Raw genomic sequence first — 17407 nt, 5'->3', positions numbered from 1 at the left:
GCTGCTATTCCGCCGCCTGGGCCAGCGGCGCCTCGGGCGTCCAGCGCAGCACCGGCTTGCGGGCGGCGGCGGTCTCGTCCAGGCGCCGGCGCGGGGCGTGGTAGGGCGCGCCCTTGAACCACTCCGCCTGGCCGGACTTCGCCTTCTCCACCAGCGACCGCATCATGCCGATGAACTGGTCCAGCGTCGCCTTGCTCTCGGTCTCGGTCGGCTCGATCAGCATGGCGCCGTGCACCACCAGCGGGAAGTACATGGTCATGGGGTGGAAACCCTCGTCGATCATCGCCTTGGCGATGTCGAGCGTGGTCACCCCCGTGTCCTTCAGCGCCCGGTCGTCGAACAGCGCCTCATGCATGCAGTACCCGTTGTCGAAGGCCGGGGTCAGCACGTCCTTCAGCCGGGCCTGCACGTAGTTGGCGTTCAGCACCGCGTCGCTGGCCACCTGCCACAGCCCGTCGGCGCCGTGGCTCATCATGTAGGCCAGCGCCCGGACGAACATGCCCATCTGGCCGTGGAACGCCTTCAGCCGGCCGAAGCTGTGCTCCGGCGCGCCGTCGCGGCCCTTGTGCTCGGCGACGCGGAAGCCGTTCGCGTCGTGCACCACGGCCGAGATCGGGGCGTAGGGCGCCAGCGCCGCCGACAGCACCACCGGGCCGGAGCCCGGGCCGCCGCCGCCATGCGGGGTGGAGAAGGTCTTGTGCAGGTTGATGTGCATGGCGTCGACGCCCAGGTCGCCCGGGCGCACCCGGCCGACGATGGCGTTGAAGTTGGCGCCGTCGCAGTAGAAGAAGGCGCCGGCCTCGTGCACCACCCGCGCGATCTCGACGATGTCGCGCTCGAACAGGCCGCAGGTGTTCGGGTTGGTCAGCATGATCGCCGCCACGTCCGGCCCCAGCTTGGCCTTCAGCGCCGCGAGGTCGACATGGCCGTCCGCCGTCGCCGGGATGGCGTCGACGGTGTAGCCGATCGCCGCCGCCGTCGCCGGGTTGGTGCCATGCGCCGATTCCGGCACCAGCACCCGCCGGCGATGGCCCTCGCCGCGGGCCTCCTGGGCGGCGTGGATCGCCATCATCCCGCACAGCTCGCCATGCGCGCCGGCGGCCGGGGACAGGGCGACGGCCGGCATGTTGGTCAGCGTCTTCAGCCAATGCGCCAGCGTGTCGATCAGCTCCAGCGCCCCCTGCACGGTCGCGACCGGCTGCAGCGGGTGGATGTCGGCGAAGCCCGGCAGCCGCGCCATCCGCTCGTTCAGCCGCGGATTGTGCTTCATGGTGCAGGAGCCGAGCGGGTAGAGGGCGGTGTCGATCGCCATGTTCATCCGCGACAGGCGGGTGTAGTGGCGCATCACCGTCGGCTCGGCCAGGCCGGGCAGGCCGACCCGGGCGCGCGGCTTGACCCCGCCCAGGCGCAGCGTGTCGGTGGCGGGCTCCGGCAGGTCGACGCCGGACTGGCCGGGCGTGTCCTGCTCGAAGATCAGCTTCTCTTCGATATCCAGGCCGCGGTTGCCGGTGAAGGTGTCAACCTGGGTCATCACAGCACCTCCGACAGGCCGGCGCACAGCGCGTCGATATCGGCCTCGGTGTTGGTCTCGGTCGCCGCCACCAGCAGCAGGTCGGCGAAGGCCGGGCGGTTGGCATAGATCCGGCTGACCGGCACGCCGCCCAGGATGTTGCGCTTGGCCAGCACGTCGATCACCGGCTCCGCCGGCTTCGGCAGCCGGATGGTGATCTCGTTGAAGAAGCTGTCGTTCAGCACCGCCACGCCCGGTACCTTGGCCAGCTTCCCGGCCAGGGTCACGGCCTTGGCGTGGTTGATCCGCGCCAGCCTGGTGAACCCGGCCTCGCCCAGCAGCGACAGATGGATGGTGAAGGCCAGGGCGCAGAGGCCGCTGTTGGTGCAGATGTTGCTGGTCGCCTTCTCGCGGCGGATGTGCTGCTCGCGGGTCGACAGGGTCAGCACGTAGCCGCGCTTGCCCTCGGCGTCGACGGTCTGGCCGCACAGCCGGCCCGGCATCTGGCGCAGGAACTTCTCGCGCGTGGCGAACAGGCCGACATAGGGGCCGCCGAAGTTCAGCGCGTTGCCGATCGACTGGCCCTCGCAGACCACGATGTCGGCGCCCATCTCGCCCGGCGGGGTCAGGAGCCCCAGCGACACCACCTCGGTGACCACCACGACCAGGAGGGCGCCCTTGGCGTGGCAGGCCTCGGCCAGGGCCGACAGGTCGTGCACATGGCCGAACACCGACGGGTTCTGGACCACGACGCAGGAGGTCGTGTCGTCGATCCGGCTCGCCAGGTCTTCGACCCCGTCGGGGCAGGGCACCGCCTCGTCCAGGGTGAAGCCGGTGAAGTCGGCATGGGTGCGGCAGACGTCGCGGTACTGCGGGTGCAGCCCGCCGGAGATCACCGCGCGCGACCGGCGGGTCACGCGGTTCGCCATCATGATGGCCTCGGCGCAGGCGGTGGAGCCGTCATACATCGAGGCGTTGGCGACCTCCATCCCGGTCAGGAGGGCGACCTGGGTCTGGAACTCGAACAGATACTGCAGCGTGCCCTGGGTGACCTCGGGCTGGTACGGCGTGTAGCTGGTCAGGAACTCGCCGCGCTGGATCAGGTAGTCGACCGTGGCCGGGACGTGGTGGCGATAGGCGCCGGCGCCGCAGAAGAAGGGCACCGAGCCGGCCGGCACGTTCTTCGCCGCCATGGTGCCCAGGGCGCGCTCGACCTCCAGCTCGCCCTGGTGCGGCGGCAGCTCCTTCAAGGGGCCGGGCAGCCGCGCGCTCTGCGGCACGTCGCGGAACAGGTCGTCGACCGAGCCGGCGCCGATCGCCGCGACCATCTCGCGGCGGTCGGCCTCGGTCAGGGGCAGGTAACGCATCAGTGCAGGCCCTCGACATAGGCATCATAGGCGGCCTGGTCGAGCAGCGCGTCGACCGCGCCGGCATCGGCCAGCCTGATCTTCATGAACCAGCCCTCGCCGGTCGGATCCTCGTTGACCAGGTTCGGCGTGCCGACCAGCGCCTCGTTCACGGCGACCACCTCGCCGGCCACCGGGGCGTAGACCTCGCTCGCCGCCTTGACCGATTCGACCACCGCGGCCTCGCCGCCGGCGGTCAGCTGCTTGCCGACCTCGGGCAGCTCGACGAACACGACGTCGCCCAGCTGCTCCTGCGCATAGGCGGTGATGCCGACGGTGGCCGTGTCGCCCTCGACGCGGATCCACTCATGGTCCTTGGTGTACCGAAGCGTGCTCATGCTGCTGGCGTCCCTGTTCGTTCAGCGGTGGAAGTTCGGGGCGACGAAGGGCAGGGCGGCCACCACGGCCGGATGCGCCTTGTCGCGGATGAGGAGGGAGACGGCGGTGCCGGGGGCGGCGAAGCCGGATTCGACATAGCCCATGGCGACCGGGCCGCCGACCGAGGGGCCGAAGCCGCCCGAGGTGACGTGGCCGATCTCGCGCCCGTCGGCGGTCAGGATCGGCGTGCCTTCCCGCGCCGGGGCGCGGCCCTCGGGCCTGATGCCGACCCGCTTGCGCGCCGGCCCTTCGGCCAGCTGCTTCAGGATGCGGTCGGCGCCGGGAAAGCCGCCCTCGGCACGGCGGCGCTTGCCGATGGTCCAGGACAGACCGGCCTCGACCGGGGTGGTGGTGGTGTCGATGTCGTGGCCGTAGAGGCACAGCCCCGCCTCGAGCCGCAGCGAGTCGCGGGCGCCGAGGCCGATCGGCGCCACCTCGGGCTCCGACAGCAGCAGCCGGGCGATCCGCTCGGCCTCCTCGGCCGGGACCGAGATCTCGAACCCGTCCTCGCCGGTGTAGCCGGAGCGGCTGATCATGCATTCGACCCGGTCCAGCGCGAAGGTGCCGGCTTCCATGAAGGCCAGGTCGTCGGCGCCGAAGGCGTGGCGGGCCAGCACCGCGGCGGCCTTCGGGCCCTGCAGCGCGATCAGGCCGCGGTCGTCCAGCCGCACCAGCCGGGCGCGGCCGGCCAGCTTCGCCGCGATATGGGCGAAGTCGGCGTCCTTGCAGGCGGCGTTGACCACCAGGAACAGCCGCGACGGGTCGGGCGTCCGGGTCACCATCAGGTCGTCGAGGATGCCGCCCGCGTCGTTCAGCAGCAGGGAATAACGGATGCGACCCGGCGCCAGCGCGGCGATGTCGCCCGGCAGCAGCGTCTCGATCAGCGGCGCCGCGTCCTCCCCCGCCTCGGCCTCCAGCCAAGCCTGGCCCATATGGCTGACGTCGAACAGCCCGGCCTGGTCCCTTGTGTGCAGATGTTCCTTGAGGATGCCGGCCGGATACTGCACCGGCATCTCGTAGCCGGCGAAGGGGACCAGCTTGGCGCCGAGCTCGACGTGAAGGTCGAAAAGAGGCGTGCGCTGCAGGGGGGTATCGGTCACGGTCCCGGGTCCTCGTCGACAAAGTTGGGGCGTGCGGGACCATCCCGCGCGCCACCCCCTCTGTCTGGGACCTGAGAGAATCGCCGGGAACTCTGTCCGGCTTACCCCATCGGTGAGGCAGCGGCGGGCGCCGATGCCTGCTCTCCAGAGTGCCTTACCCTTGGCGGTCCTTTGGCCTGAGAGTTTCCGGGGCGTTTGCTCCTTCGGCGCCGGTCCCGCTGTCACACGGTCCCGGTCTCTCCCGCCAGGGTCGTAGGCCGTATCAATGCGCAGGCGGACACTCGTCCGTCGCGCCGGAAAAGTCAATCCGCGACGGTTACGGGCCTGCTTCCGTCATTTCTCATTGCGGCGGGGCGCTCGTGTCCGGATCGCGCGGATCGGGGACCACCGGGGCGATGGTGCGGCGGCCGGCGGCCTGGGCGGCGGCGCCGGGCGTCCGCGGGTCGTTGCGGTGCTTGTTGAACTCGAGCTGCTGCGGCGTCAGCTGGAAGCCGATCATGATCTTGTAGGAGCCGCCCTCGGCCGGGCTGGAGACCGGGATCACCTGCTCCAGCGGCTCCTGGATGGTCTCGCGCGGGGTGACCTGCAGCCGCGGCACCGGGATCTTCACGTCGAAATTGGCCTTGTTCAGGATCCGGTCCTGCGCGTCGGTGACGGCGACGAAATACTGGGCCGGGACGTCCTTCTCCAGCCAGGCCGCCGGGCCGCGCCAGGCGGTGAACTCGACGTTCACATCCATGGTCACGGCGTTGTCGCCATAGGTGCAGTCGCCGCGGGTGTTGGTGATCCGGGCTTCGACCAGCACGTCCTTCGGGTTGGTGCTGTTGTTGCGCACCACGTCGTAGATCGCGGCCTCCTGCGGGATGACGATCTGCGGGCAGCGCAGCCCGGCCCGCTGCGCCGCATTCTCGCCACCACAGGCTGCTAGGCCTGCGAGCAGGAGGACGGAACCGCCGGCCCGAAGGCGCCCTGAGACGCCGTACCGCGCTTTCCTTGAGAGAGCACCTATATTAGGGTCGCGGCGCGAGACTTCGGCGGGCATCGCCCTCTCCTTCAACAACGGGTTCAGGACCATAGGAAATGGCACAGGCTGGCACAAGCGCAGGCGCGGAGGCGCGGGACGCGCGGCCGTCCTTGACGGTGATGCTGGCCTCGCCGCGCGGGTTCTGCGCCGGGGTCGACCGCGCCATCCAGATCGTCGAGCGGGCGATCGAGAAATACGGCGCCCCGGTCTATGTCCGGCACGAGATCGTGCACAACCGCTTCGTGGTCGAGACGCTGGAGGCCAAGGGCGCGATCTTCGTCGAGGAGCTGGACGAGGTGCCGGACGACGCGCCGGTGGTGTTCTCCGCCCATGGCGTGCCCAAGTCGGTGCCGGCGGAGGCGGAGCGGCGCAAGCTGCTGTATCTCGACGCCACCTGCCCTCTGGTCAGCAAGGTGCATCGCGAGGCGGAGCGGCACTACCGCACCGGCCACACCGTGATCCTGATCGGCCATGCCGGCCACCCGGAGGTGATCGGCACCATGGGCCAGCTGCCGCCCGGCGCGGTGCGGCTGGTCGAATCGGTCGAGGACGTGGCGACGCTGGAGGTCGACGACCCCGACAACCTCGCCTTCGCCACCCAGACGACGCTGTCGCTGGACGACACGGTCGAGATCGTCGACGCGCTGAAGGCGAAGTTCCCGACCATCTCGGCGCCGAACAAGCAGGACATCTGCTACGCCACCACCAACCGGCAGGAGGCGATCAAGGAGATCGCGCCGCATTGCGACGCGGTGCTGGTGATCGGCGCGCCGAACTCCTCCAACTCGGTGCGGCTGGTCGAGGTCGCGCGCCGGGCCGGCTGCGACAAGGCGATGCTGGTGCAGCGCGCGGCCGATCTCGACTGGTCCTGGTTCGACGGTATCGGCACCCTCGGCGTCACCGCCGGCGCCTCGGCACCCGAGGTGCTGGTCGAGGAGGTGATGAGCGAGCTGCACAAGCGCTACGCCGTCACCATCCAGTCCGAGCCGGTCACGGTCGAGACCATCACCTTCAAGCTGCCGCGCGAGCTCAGCGCCGTCTGACCATGCCCAAGGACGGACATCTTCCTCCGCAGCGCCTGCGGAGCCCCGAATCATTGGTCGAGGCCGGCCTGGCGGGGCATGAGCGCCTGGCGGAGCTGCGCGACGTGGCGCAGCGTTACGCCATCGCGGTGACGCCGACGATGGCGGACCTGGTCGACCCGGCCGATCCGGCCGACCCGATCGCACGCCAGTTCGTGCCTTGCGGGGCCGAGCTGGAGACGAGGCCCGAGGAGCTGGCCGACCCGATCGGCGACGGCGCCCACAGCCCGATCCCGGGGCTGGTCCACCGCTATCCGGACCGCGTGCTGCTGAAGCTGCTGCACGCCTGCCCGGTCTATTGCCGCTTCTGCTTCCGGCGCGAGATGGTCGGGCCGGGCGGCGAGGCGATGGGCGAGGACGATCTCGCCGCCGCGATCGGCTACATCCGCGCCCGGCCGCAGGTGTGGGAGGCGATCCTGACCGGCGGCGACCCGCTGATGCTGGCGCCGCGGCGCCTGGCCGATGTCGTGGCGCGGCTCGACGCCATCCCGCATCTCGGCGTGGTCCGGCTGCACAGCCGGGTGCCGGTGGTGGAGCCGGAGCGGGTGACGCCGGAGCTGGTGGCGGCGCTGCAGGCGCGGGACAGCGCCGTCTGGCTGGCCGTCCACAGCAACCATCCGCGCGAGCTGACGCCCGCGGCCCGGGATGCGATCCGCCGCCTGGCCGATGCCGGCGTCGCCCTGGTGTCGCAGACCGTGCTGCTGCGCGGCGTCAACGACGACCCGGCGGTGCTGGAGCAGCTGTTCCGCGACTTCGTGCGCCTCAGGATCAAGCCCTACTACCTGCATCACGGCGACCTCGCCCCCGGCACGGCCCAGTTCCGCACCGGGATCGAGGACGGGCGCCGGATCATGAAGGCGCTGCGCGGCCGGCTGTCGGGCCTGGCCCAGCCGACCTATGTGCTCGACATCCCGGGCGGCCGCGGCAAGGTGCCGGTCGGGCCGGACTATCTCGACGGCTCCGACGCCGAAGGCTGGTCGGTCGAGGACCCGAACGGCAGCCGCCACGCCTATCCGCCGAAGGGCTGAGGCGTCTGCGTCTCTTCCTTCGACAAGCCGTCCCCTCTCGCTCTATGAAGGCGGCTCAGCCGTTTTCACCGGGCGATCCATGGCCGTCTACACCGAAGTCACCGACGAGGATGTCGCCGCCTTCGTGGCGCAGTACGACATCGGCTCCGTCCTGTCGCTGAAGGGCATCGCCGAGGGCGTCGAGAACTCCAACTACCTGCTGGTGACCACGGCCGGGCCGCATATCCTGACGCTCTACGAGAAGCGGGTGGCCGAGGCCGACCTGCCCTTCTTCCTCGGCCTCATGCAGCATCTGGCGGCGCGTGGTATCGAATGCCCGCAGCCGGTCGCCGCCCGCGACGGTCAGGCGCTGCGCCGCCTGGCCGGGCGGCCGGCGGTGATCGTCACCTTCCTCGACGGGCTGTGGCCGAAGCGGATCCAGCCCTGGCACTGCCAGGCCCTGGGCCCGGCGCTGGCCCGCATGCACGAGGCCGGGGCCGATTTCCCGATGACCCGGCCGAACAACCTGTCGCTCGACGGCTGGCGCCGCCTGGTGGCGGATTGCGCCGACCGCGCCGACACCGTGACGCCCGGCCTCGCCGAGGGCATCACCCGCGAGCTCGCCTTCCTCGAGGCGCGGTGGCCGACGGACCTGCCGGTCGGGCTGATCCATGCCGACCTGTTCCCGGACAACGTGTTCTTCCGCGACGGCCGCCTGTCCGGGCTGATCGACTTCTACTTCGCCTGCACCGACATGCTGGCCTACGATCTGTCGATTTGCCTGAACGCCTGGTGCTTCGAGCCGGACGGCGCCTTCAACGTCACCAAGGCGCGGCTGCTGCTGTCCGGCTATCGGGCCGAACGGCCGCTGTCGCCGGCCGAGGTCGCGGCCCTGCCGCTCCTGGCCCGCGGCAACGCGCTGCGCTTCCTGCTGACCCGGCTCTACGACTGGCTGAACCACCCGCCGGGCGCCTTCGTCCGGCCGAAGGACCCGCTCGAATACTGGCGCAAGCTGCGCTTCCACCAGCAGGTCACCAGCGTGGCCGCCTATGGGATCGACCCGTGACCGACACCGCCGCGACGACGAAGAAGCCGATGAAGCTGCCGCCCCAGAAACTTCCTAAGGTCGAGATCTTCACCGACGGCGCCTGCAGCGGCAATCCCGGCCCCGGCGGGTGGGGCGTGCTGCTGCGCATGGGCGAGATCGAGCGCGAGCTCTATGGCGGCGAGACGCTGACCACCAACAACCGCATGGAACTGATGGCGGCGATCCAGGCGCTGGAGGCGATGAAGCGCCCGGTCGACGCGGTGCTGACCACCGACAGCCAGTATGTCCGCAACGGCGTGATGCAGTGGCTGAAGGGCTGGAAGGCGCGCGGCTGGGTCACCGCCGACCGCAAGCCGGTGAAGAATGTCGACCTGTGGCAGCGGCTCGACGCCGCCGCCGCACCGCACAAGATCCGCTGGGAATGGACCCGCGGCCATGCCGGCCACGCCGAGAACGAGCGCGTCGACGAGCTGGCGCGGAAAGGCCTGCGCGAGTTCGGCCGCGGTCTGGCGCCGGCCGAGGCTTGATCCGGACCATCCTCCCTCCATATTACGAATGGTAAGTTACTATTAGTAATATCGCCGCATGGCGGCCTGGGAGAAGGGGAAGGATCATGGTTCAGCGAGTCCTGATCGCCGGCGGATACGGCGTGGTCGGCGGCACCGTCGCCCGGTATCTGCGCCGGGCGGCGCCGGATCTCGAGATCATCCTGGCGGGGCGGTCGCCGGAGTCCGGCGCCGCGCTGGCGCGGGAGATCGGGGCGGCGACCCAACGGCTCGACGTCGCCGACCCGGCGGCGGCGTTGGCCGATCTCGGGCCGGTCGACCTGATCGTGGCGGCGCTGCAGGACCGCGGCGACGCGCTGATCCAGGCCGCCATGGCGCAGGGCGCCGCCCATATCGGCATCACCAAGGTGGTGGAGGAGACCGGGCCCGCGGTGTTCGCGGCGCTGCATGCGCCGCCGCGGCGGCCGGTCGTGCTGGCCGGGCACTGGGCGGCCGGGGTGCTGATCCTGGCGGCCCGGCCGGCGATCGTGGATTTCGACCGGATCGACTCCGTCGCCATGGCCGCCCTCTACGACGCGGCGGATTCGGTCGGGCCGATGAGCGCCGCCGATGCCGCGTCCTTCTCCGGCCGGGCCCTGCTGCGCCGGGCCGGACAATGGGCCTGGGTCGAGGCCGGCGACCACGCCCGCACCCTGCGCCTGGCCGAAGGATTGGAGGCTACGGTGCAGCCCCTGGCCGCGCTCGACGTGCCCAGCCTGGCGGCGATCACCGGCGCCCCCGATGTCCGCTTCGATTTCGGCGAGGGCGACTCGATCGGCACCCGGGCCGGCGGCCGCGCCTCGCATGAGGGCCTGATCGAGATCGACGGGGTACTGCGGTCGGGACAGCGGGCCCGGCGGCGGATCCTGGTGTCGGACCCGAAGGGGGTGGACCATATGACGGCGCTGGGCGCCGTGGTCATTGCCGAGCGCGTCCTGGGCCTCGACGGCCAGCCGCTGCCGGCCGGCGGCCTGGCCCTGCCCGAGACCCTGGTCGCGCCCGAGGCGGCGATCGCGCGGTTCGAGCAACTCGGCGTGCGGATCACGGTCGAGATGGAGGCGGCGTAGGGACGGCCCGACTCCCCTTTTCCTGTCATTGCCGGGCTTGACCCGGCAATCCAGAGGGTGTCGACGCTCTCTGGATGCCCGGGTCAAGCCCGGGCATGACAGGAAAAGGGGACGAAAGAAGCGCGTTTACAGCGCCGCCAGGATGGCCTCGCCGCTCGACACCTCGAAGGCGCCCGGCTTCTCGACGCCGAGATGGGTGACGACGCCGTCCTTGGCGATCAGGGCGAAGCGCTGCGACCGGGTGCCCAGGCCGTAGCCCGACCCGTCCATCTCCAGCCCCAGCGCCTTGGTCAGGGTGGCGTTGCCGTCCGGCAGCATGAACACGGTCTCGCCGACCTCGTTCCTGTCGGCCCAGGCCTTCATCACGAAGGGGTCGTTCACCGCCAGGCAGGCGATCGTGTCGACGCCCTTGGCCTTCAGCGCCTCGGCATTGTTGACGAAGCTCGGCAGGTGCTTGGCCGAGCAGGTCGGGGTGAAGGCGCCCGGCACCGCGAACAGGGCGACCGTCTTGCCCTTGAACAGGTCGTCGGTGTTGATCTCGGCCATGCCCTCCTTGCCGAGGTATTTCAGCGTGACCGACGGGATGCGGTCGCCAACCTTGATCGTCATGGGGTTCTCTCCGCCAGAGTGTGTGGGGCCGGCCCGCATCGGCCGACGCTACGAGCTCGCGCCGCGGGCCTGCTTCAGCGCGTCCAGGACCGCCTCGGTGCTCAGGAGCTCCGGCAGCAGGATCCCGTCCGGCGCTCCCGGCCCGTACACGGCGTTGAACGGTATGCCGTAGCGGCCATGCGCCGCAAGGTAATCGGCGATCGCCTGGTCGGGACTGGTCCAGTCGGCCAGCATCGGCACCACGCCCGCCGTGCCCAGCGTCGCGGCCACCGGGTCGCGCCCGATCACCAGCAGCTTGTTGACCTTGCAGGTCAGGCACCAGTCGGCGGTGACGTCGACGAACACCACCTTGCCCTCGCGCACCAGCCCGGGAATCGCGGCCCGGTCGAACCGGGCCCAGGGGATGGAAGAGGCCGGCTGCGGCGTCGCCGCGTCGGACCGGTCGAAGCGCAGCGGCAGCAGCACCGCCGCCAGGGCCAGGATCGCGGCGGCGGCGGCGCCCAGGCGCCGGATCGCGACCCCGCCGCGCCGGCGCAGCCACAGCACCAGGGCGATCGCCGCCAGCACGGCCGCCACGGCCGCGGCCGCCGCCGGCGGCACCTGCACGGCCAGGACCGAGAGCAGCCACGCGGCCGTGCCGAACAGGGCAAGGCCCAGCACGGCCTTGATCCAGACCATCCAGCGGCCGGGGCGCGGCAGCAGCCGGGCCAGGCCCGGCACCGCGGCGATCAGCAGATAGGGCAGGGCCATGCCGATGCCGAGCGCGGTGAAGATCGCGCCGATCTCCGCGGGCCCGCGCGACAGGGCGAAGCCCAGCGCGGTGCCGACGAAGGGGGCGGAGCAGGGGGTGGCCAGGAGGGTGGCGAAGGCGCCGGTCAGGAACGGGCCGGCCAGGCCGTCCTTCTCCGGCCGGCCGGTGCCGCTGGCCCGGGCCGCGGCATCCATGGCGCGGCCGGGCAGGGTGACCTCGAACAGGCCCAGCAGGTTGCAGCCGAACAGGGTGACGATCACCGCCATTGCCGCCAGGAATACCGGCTCCTGGAACTGCAGGCCCCAGCCGACCGAGGTACCCGCCGCCTTCAGCCCGACGGCGCCCGCCGCGAGCACCAGGAAGGAGCCGAGGATGCCGGCGGCGGTGGCCAGCAGGCCCAGCCGCTGCCGCCGCGGCGTCCGGCCTCCCGCCTCGACGATCGAGAGCAGCTTGAGCGACAGCACCGGCAGCACGCAGGGCATCAGGTTCAGGACCAGCCCGCCCAGCAGCGCCACGCCCAGGATCGACAGCCAGGCGGCGACATCCGGCGCGGCGGCCACGGCCGCCCCGGCCGTCGTCCTGGCCTCGACGCTGCGCGGCCCGTCGACCAGGGTCAGCACCAGCGGGCTGCCGGCCAGAGGCGCCGGCGGGTCGGCCGCCGCCTGGATCCGGTCGATCTCGGCCACCAGCCGGCGGCCGCCCTCGCTGGTGGTGATGCGCGGCGCGGCGAAGGCGTCGCCCGGTGCGCCCTCGACGAAGATGTCCGGCGTCTCGAAGGGCTCGCGCGCCGTCGCCTCGATCCTCAGCCCCCCGTTCGGGCCGGCGGTGGTGGCGGCGACCGGACCGATCGCCAGGCCCGCGGCGCCGCCGTCGCCCGGCACCGCATTGGCGTAGCGGTCGATCAGGTTGGCCGCGGCCGGGTCGGGCGTCGCGGCGCCGGCCGGCAGGTCGAGCGCGAAGCTGAAACTGGCCGGGATGCAGATGTCGCTGCACACCAGCACGGTCGCGGCCAGGGCCAGGTGCTGCGGCTGCCCCGGTTGCGCCACCGGCAGGGTCAGCGGGAACACCACCTCGGTCTCGTAGCCATAGGTCTCGAGACCGAACAGCTGGAACCGGTGCGGCGCTGGATAGGCCAGGGTCGCGGTGCCGAGGTTGGTCGAGCCCGCCCAGTCCAGTGCCGGCGGCAGACCGGCATCGCCGGGCGACCGCCAATAGGTCTTCCAGTGCGGGTCCAGCCGGATGTGCAGCCCCGCGGGGATCTCGCTCAAGGCTCCGGTGCCGTCGACCGCCGTGACCAGCCGCGCCGATGCGCCCTTGGCCTGCTGCCACGGCGTCTCGGCGGCCCCGACCGGGCCGGGCCCGGCCAGCGCGGCGAGGCCGAGCGCGGCGGCCGTCAGGACTGCGAGCCTAGTCGTCATCGAATCTCCGGCACCATGAAACCGCCTTTCTTTGGCCTATATAGTCGTTCGAAACCAGATCGGCGCGGGTTAGCCTTGGTGTCGCAGCCGAAAACGGAACATGGAGCAATGGTCGGGATGAGACGGGCGAAAACCTCCAAGGGCCAGGTGCCGGCGGACGGCAGCTACCTCGCGGGGCAGCTGCTGATCGCCATGCCGACGCTGATCGCGCCGCCCTTCGCCCGGACGGTGATCTATCTCTGCGCCCACAACGACCAGGGGGCGATGGGGCTGGTGGTCAACAAGCCGCTGTCGACCATCGACTTCCCGACCCTGCTCGACCAGCTCGGCATCCCGCATGGCGACCTGCTCGGCAGCACCCGGGTGCAGTTCGGCGGGCCGGTCGAATCGGGCCGCGGCTTCGTGCTGCATTCGACCGACTACCGGGCCGAGAAGACGGTGGTGGTCGGCGACGTCGCGGTGACCTCGACGCTCGAGGTGCTGCAGGCGATCGCCAATGGCGAGGGCCCCAGCCGCCACCTGCTGGCGCTCGGCTATGCCGGCTGGAGCGCCGGGCAGCTCGACGCCGAGATCCAGGCCAATGGCTGGCTCACCGTGCCCTGCGATTCGGACATCCTGTTCGGCGACGACCTGTCGGTGAAATGGGAACGCGCCATCGCCAAGCTCGGCATCGACCCGATGATGCTGTCGGGCGAAGCGGGGCATGCATAGAGGCCATCCGCAAACGCGCCGGCGTGGCCGCCTGATGGCGGTGCCTCCGCTTCCGGTGCTCACGGACCTATGTCCGCTGCGCTCCGGTTCTCGGCCCACCACCAGTCGACTCACGCCGCCACGTTTTCGGACAGCCTCCGGAGGACGGCCAAGCCCCTCCTGTCATTGCCGGGCTTGACCCGGCAATCCAGGGAGCGTCGAGACCTTCTGGATGCCCGGTCAGGCCCGGGCATGACAGATCAGGGGTAAAGGCCGGGTGCGGCGAGCGTCAGTTCAGCTCGCGCACGTCGGTCAGGTGGCCGGCGATCGCTGCCGCCGCGGCCATGGCCGGGCTGACCAGGTGGGTGCGGCCGCCGCGGCCCTGCCGGCCCTCGAAGTTGCGGTTCGAGGTCGAGGCGCAGCGCTCGCCCGGCGACAGCTTGTCGGCGTTCATGGCCAGGCACATCGAGCAGCCGGGCTCGCGCCAGTCGAAGCCGGCCTCCTTGAACACCCGGTCGAGGCCCTCGGCCTCGGCCTGCTCCTTCACCAGGCCCGAGCCGGGGACGATCATGGCATAGACCTTGTCCGCGACGCGCCGGCCGCGGGCCACGGCGGCGGCGGCGCGCAGGTCCTCGATCCGGCCGTTGGTGCAGGAGCCGATGAAGACCTTGTCGACCGGCACCTCGCTCAGGCGCTGGCCGGGCTTCAGGCCCATATAGTCCAGGCTGCGGCGCCAGGCGCTGGCCTTGTTGGCGTCCGGCGCGGCCTCCGGATCCGGCACCACGCCGGTGATCGGCGCCACGTCCTCGGGGCTGGTGCCCCAGGTGACCATCGGCACGATGTCGCTGGCCTTCAGCACGACCTCGCGGTCGTAGCGGGCGCCCTCGTCCGAGGGCAGGGTGCGCCAGTATTCGACCGCCTGGTCCCAGGCCTCGCCCTTCGGCGCCATCGGCCGACCCTTGAGATAGGCGAAGGTGGTCTCGTCCGGGGCGATCAGCCCGGCCCGGGCGCCGGCCTCGATCGACATGTTGCAGACCGTCATCCGGCCTTCCATCGACAGGGCGCGGACGGCGTCGCCGGCATATTCGATGACATGGCCGGTGCCGCCGGCGGTGCCGATGGTGCCGATGATCGCCAGGATCATGTCCTTCGCGGTCACGCCCAGCGGCAGGTCGCCCTCGACCGTGATGCGCATGTTCCTGGCCGGCTTCTGCAGCAGCGTCTGGGTGGCCAGCACATGCTCCACCTCGCTGGTGCCGATGCCGAAGGCCAGGGCGCCGAAGGCGCCGTGGGTCGAGGTATGGCTGTCGCCGCAGACGATGGTGGTGCCCGGCAGGGTGAAGCCCTGTTCCGGCCCGATGATGTGGACCACGCCCTGGCGGATGTCGTTCATGGTGAAGATCGGCACGCCGAAATCGGCGGCGTTCTTCTCCAGCGTCTCGACCTGGATCCGGCTCTCCTCGTCGGCGATGCCCTTGCTGCGATCGCTGGTCGGCACGTTGTGGTCCGGCACGGCCAGGGTGGCCTGCGGCTGGCGCACCTTGCGGCCGGCCATGCGCAGCCCCTCGAAGGCCTGCGGGCTGGTCACCTCGTGCACGAGGTGGCGGTCGATGTAGAGGATGCACGTGCCGTCATCCTGGCGGTGGACGACATGGCTGTCCCAGATCTTGTCGAACAGTGTCCGCGGCGCGCTCATCTCTCACATCTCCGTCATCCGGCGCTTCGGCCGGCGGCCCTTTCGGCCGACGCTGGACCATAGCCGAGCGTAAACCGAGGCAAAAGCTGGAATAATTTCAAAGTTGTCACCCTTCCCGCGGTGCAAATCGGGACGATGGACAGGAGTCCGGCCCGGCCGCATCCTCGCAGGCACAAGCAACAACGGAAGATATGGGAGTGCCCATGACCATCCGCAGCGCCGCCCTTCTCATCGGCCTGGCCGTGGCCCTGGCTGCCCCGGCCGCCTCCGCCGCCGGCGGAATCAAGGGCTTCTGGCGCACCGGGGACGGCCGGTCGGTGATCGAGATCACCGACTGCACCAACGGGATCTGCGGCCTGATCGCCGGCCTGCCGCCGGACGCCCCGGCCACCGACGTGAACAACCCGGACGAGAGCAAGCGCGGCAAGCCGCTGTGCCGGCTGGTCATGCTGCACAGCTTCACCCAGGTCTCCGACACGGAGTGGGAGGACGGCACGATCTACGACCCGAAGAGCGGCAAGACCTACGACGCCGAGATGCGGCTGACCGGGCCGGCCACGCTGGACCTGCGCGGCTATGTCGGCATCAGCCTGCTCGGCCGCACCGACACCTGGACCCGACTGGCGCCGGGCAGCTTCAAGGCGTGCGGATAGTGCGTCAGACAGCCCTTCGCGCCGCGGCGACGGCGGCCAGCCATTCGGCGGTGTCGTCGACGGCGATATCGATATGGCCGTCGCCGGGCAGGGGCTGGCCCCAGTCCGACGGGGTGCGCACCCAGACCGTGGTCATGCCCAGCCGATGCGCCGGCAGCAGGTTGCGGGCCATGTCCTCGACCATCGCGGTCGAGGCCGGCGCCAGGCCGTAGCGGTCGAGCATCGCCCGGTAGGGGCCGGGGTCGGGCTTCGGCACGTAATCCGCCGCGACGATGTCGAAGATACCGTCGAACTGCGCCATGACGCCGAGCCGGGTCAGCACCCGTTCGGCATGACGGACCGAGCCGTTGGTGAACACGATCTTGCGGCCCGGCAGGTCGGCCAGCGCCGCCGCCAGGGTCGGGCTCGGCCCGATCGCCGAGATGTCGATGTCGTGGACGAATTCCAGGAACGGGCCGGGGTCGACCGCGCGCTCGTTCATCAGGCCGCGCAGCGTGGTGCCGTACTCGCGGAACAGCCGCTTCTGCAGCGCCTTGGCCTCGCCCTCCGGCAGGTCGTAATGCGTGCGGATGTACTCGCCCATGCGCCGGTCGATCTGGGCGAACAGGTTGGTGCGGGCGGGGTAGAGCGTGTTGTCGAGGTCGAACACCCAGTGCTCGACATGGCGCAGGGGATCGGCCGGCCGCATCCCTTCAGTCCGCCGGCTTGACCTGGTGCCGCATCAGGAGCGGCATCTGCGCCATGGCGAAGACCAGGGTCAGGGGCAGGATGCCGAACAGCTTGAACCCGGCCCAGAACTCGGTCGAGAAGCTGCGCCAGACGACCTCGTTGACCGCCGCCAGCACGACGAAGAACACCGCCCAGCGCCAGGTCAGGCTGCGCCAACCCTGGTCGTCCAGTTCGAACACCGTGCCCATCATAAGCTTCAGGAAGTTGCGGCCGGTGGCCAGGCCGGTGAACAGGATCGCCGCGAACAGCAGGTTCACCACGGTCGGCTTCAGCTTGATGAACAGGTCGTCCTCGAGCCACAGCGTCAGCCCGCCGAAGACCAGCACGAAGACGCAGCCGACCATCGGCATGATCGGCCAGCGCTTCTCCAGCCGGATCGACAGCACCACCGCGACCACGGTCGCCACCATGAACACCGCCGTCGCCGGCATGATGCCGGCGGTCTGGTTGGCGACGAAGAACAGCAGCAACGGCCCGGCCTCGAGCGCCAGGCGCAGGAACGGCCCCTTCTCGGGCTTGGCGACGGGCTGCGTGTCGGTCTGGTCGATCATGGCCGCACCCTAGAGCAAGTCGTCCGGCCGGGGAACTGCGATCGGCGGGATGCGACGCCGCAGGCGCCCATGCCCGGCGACGATGGCTGCACTGCCGACAGCGCTCTTGTACGACAACCTGCCCGGGCGAAGGTTAAGGATGC

At 70.8% G+C, this 17407-nt stretch carries 17 protein-coding genes and 1 riboswitch; of the genes, 7 read left to right on the top strand and 10 right to left on the bottom strand.

Annotated elements, in window-relative coordinates; genetic code table 11:
- Nucleotides 1-4: 4 nt before the first annotated feature.
- The 5 genes from gcvPB to LG391_RS24190 form a co-directional block, all read right to left on the bottom strand.
- The gene (gene gcvPB, locus LG391_RS24210) at nucleotides 5-1531 is read right to left on the bottom strand and encodes an aminomethyl-transferring glycine dehydrogenase subunit GcvPB (protein ID WP_225770618.1); all 1527 of its coding nucleotides are present in this window, start codon (nucleotides 1529-1531) and stop codon (nucleotides 5-7) included.
- A complete protein-coding gene (gene gcvPA / locus LG391_RS24205) occupies nucleotides 1531-2877 on the bottom strand; it encodes an aminomethyl-transferring glycine dehydrogenase subunit GcvPA (protein WP_225770617.1) in 1347 nt (448 codons plus the stop codon). Before gcvPA ends, gcvPB begins: the two co-directional genes overlap by 1 nt.
- Nucleotides 2877-3254 carry a glycine cleavage system protein GcvH gene (gene gcvH, locus LG391_RS24200; protein WP_225770616.1) on the bottom strand — a complete coding sequence of 126 codons (378 nt, stop codon included), beginning with the start codon at nucleotides 3252-3254 and terminating at the stop codon, nucleotides 2877-2879. The genes gcvPA and gcvH overlap by 1 nt, the downstream gene beginning before the upstream one ends.
- Before the next feature lie 21 nt (nucleotides 3255-3275).
- A complete protein-coding gene (gene gcvT, locus LG391_RS24195; protein WP_225770615.1) occupies nucleotides 3276-4394 on the bottom strand; it encodes a glycine cleavage system aminomethyltransferase GcvT in 1119 nt (372 codons plus the stop codon).
- A 154-nt stretch (nucleotides 4395-4548) separates the two neighbouring features.
- A riboswitch (glycine riboswitch) is annotated at nucleotides 4549-4648 on the bottom strand.
- An 86-nt stretch (nucleotides 4649-4734) separates the two neighbouring features.
- The gene (locus LG391_RS24190; protein WP_225770614.1) at nucleotides 4735-5436 is read right to left on the bottom strand and encodes a hypothetical protein; all 702 of its coding nucleotides are present in this window, start codon (nucleotides 5434-5436) and stop codon (nucleotides 4735-4737) included.
- Between the two features lie 38 nt (nucleotides 5437-5474).
- Between LG391_RS24190 and ispH the strand changes: the two genes are divergently transcribed.
- The 5 genes from ispH to LG391_RS24165 all read left to right on the top strand — a co-directional run bounded on the left by ispH (nucleotide 5475) and on the right by LG391_RS24165 (nucleotide 10167).
- A complete protein-coding gene (ispH, locus tag LG391_RS24185) occupies nucleotides 5475-6461 on the top strand; it encodes a 4-hydroxy-3-methylbut-2-enyl diphosphate reductase (RefSeq protein WP_225770613.1) in 987 nt (328 codons plus the stop codon).
- Nucleotides 6462-6463: 2 nt separating this feature from the next.
- A complete protein-coding gene (locus LG391_RS24180) occupies nucleotides 6464-7528 on the top strand; it encodes a lysine-2,3-aminomutase-like protein (protein ID WP_225770612.1) in 1065 nt (354 codons plus the stop codon).
- A gap of 79 nt (nucleotides 7529-7607) precedes the next feature.
- Nucleotides 7608-8573: a homoserine kinase gene (locus LG391_RS24175; protein WP_225770611.1), complete on the top strand. Its 966-nt coding sequence runs from the start codon at nucleotides 7608-7610 to the stop codon at nucleotides 8571-8573.
- A 29-nt stretch (nucleotides 8574-8602) separates the two neighbouring features.
- The gene (rnhA, locus tag LG391_RS24170; protein WP_225770900.1) at nucleotides 8603-9082 is read left to right on the top strand and encodes a ribonuclease HI; all 480 of its coding nucleotides are present in this window, start codon (nucleotides 8603-8605) and stop codon (nucleotides 9080-9082) included.
- Between the two features lie 86 nt (nucleotides 9083-9168).
- A complete protein-coding gene (locus LG391_RS24165; RefSeq protein ID WP_225770610.1) occupies nucleotides 9169-10167 on the top strand; it encodes a saccharopine dehydrogenase NADP-binding domain-containing protein in 999 nt (332 codons plus the stop codon).
- Between the two features lie 126 nt (nucleotides 10168-10293).
- Here LG391_RS24165 and LG391_RS24160 read toward each other — a convergent pair whose 3' ends face one another.
- Together LG391_RS24160 and LG391_RS24155 are read right to left on the bottom strand one after the other, a co-directional pair.
- Nucleotides 10294-10776, bottom strand: a complete 483-nt coding sequence (locus LG391_RS24160; protein ID WP_225770609.1) for a peroxiredoxin — start codon at nucleotides 10774-10776, stop codon at nucleotides 10294-10296.
- A gap of 48 nt (nucleotides 10777-10824) precedes the next feature.
- Nucleotides 10825-12945, bottom strand: a complete 2121-nt coding sequence (locus LG391_RS24155; protein ID WP_225770608.1) for a protein-disulfide reductase DsbD — start codon at nucleotides 12943-12945, stop codon at nucleotides 10825-10827.
- Nucleotides 12946-13062: 117 nt separating this feature from the next.
- Here LG391_RS24155 and LG391_RS24150 point away from each other — a divergent pair, with 117 nt between their 5' ends.
- Nucleotides 13063-13656, top strand: a complete 594-nt coding sequence (locus LG391_RS24150; protein WP_225770607.1) for a YqgE/AlgH family protein — start codon at nucleotides 13063-13065, stop codon at nucleotides 13654-13656.
- Between the two features lie 268 nt (nucleotides 13657-13924).
- Here LG391_RS24150 and leuC read toward each other — a convergent pair whose 3' ends face one another.
- The gene (gene leuC / locus LG391_RS24145; RefSeq protein ID WP_225770606.1) at nucleotides 13925-15331 is read right to left on the bottom strand and encodes a 3-isopropylmalate dehydratase large subunit; all 1407 of its coding nucleotides are present in this window, start codon (nucleotides 15329-15331) and stop codon (nucleotides 13925-13927) included.
- Nucleotides 15332-15534: 203 nt separating this feature from the next.
- On the opposite strand from leuC, the gene LG391_RS24140 reads away from it, so the two are divergent.
- A complete protein-coding gene (locus tag LG391_RS24140) occupies nucleotides 15535-15984 on the top strand; it encodes a DUF2147 domain-containing protein (protein WP_225770605.1) in 450 nt (149 codons plus the stop codon).
- 4 nt (nucleotides 15985-15988) lie between these two features.
- Here LG391_RS24140 and LG391_RS24135 read toward each other — a convergent pair whose 3' ends face one another.
- Nucleotides 15989-16672, bottom strand: a complete 684-nt coding sequence (locus tag LG391_RS24135) for a pyrimidine 5'-nucleotidase (protein WP_225770604.1) — start codon at nucleotides 16670-16672, stop codon at nucleotides 15989-15991.
- Nucleotides 16673-16676: 4 nt separating this feature from the next.
- Nucleotides 16677-17264 (bottom strand): septation protein A, encoded by a 588-nt coding sequence (locus LG391_RS24130; protein ID WP_225770603.1) that lies wholly within the window; start codon nucleotides 17262-17264, stop codon nucleotides 16677-16679.
- Nucleotides 17265-17407 lie beyond the last annotated feature (143 nt).

The organism is Inquilinus sp. Marseille-Q2685, assembly GCF_916619195.1.
Lineage (GTDB): Bacteria > Pseudomonadota > Alphaproteobacteria > DSM-16000 > Inquilinaceae > Inquilinus.
This window is presented reverse-complemented; position numbering and strand designations above follow the sequence as displayed.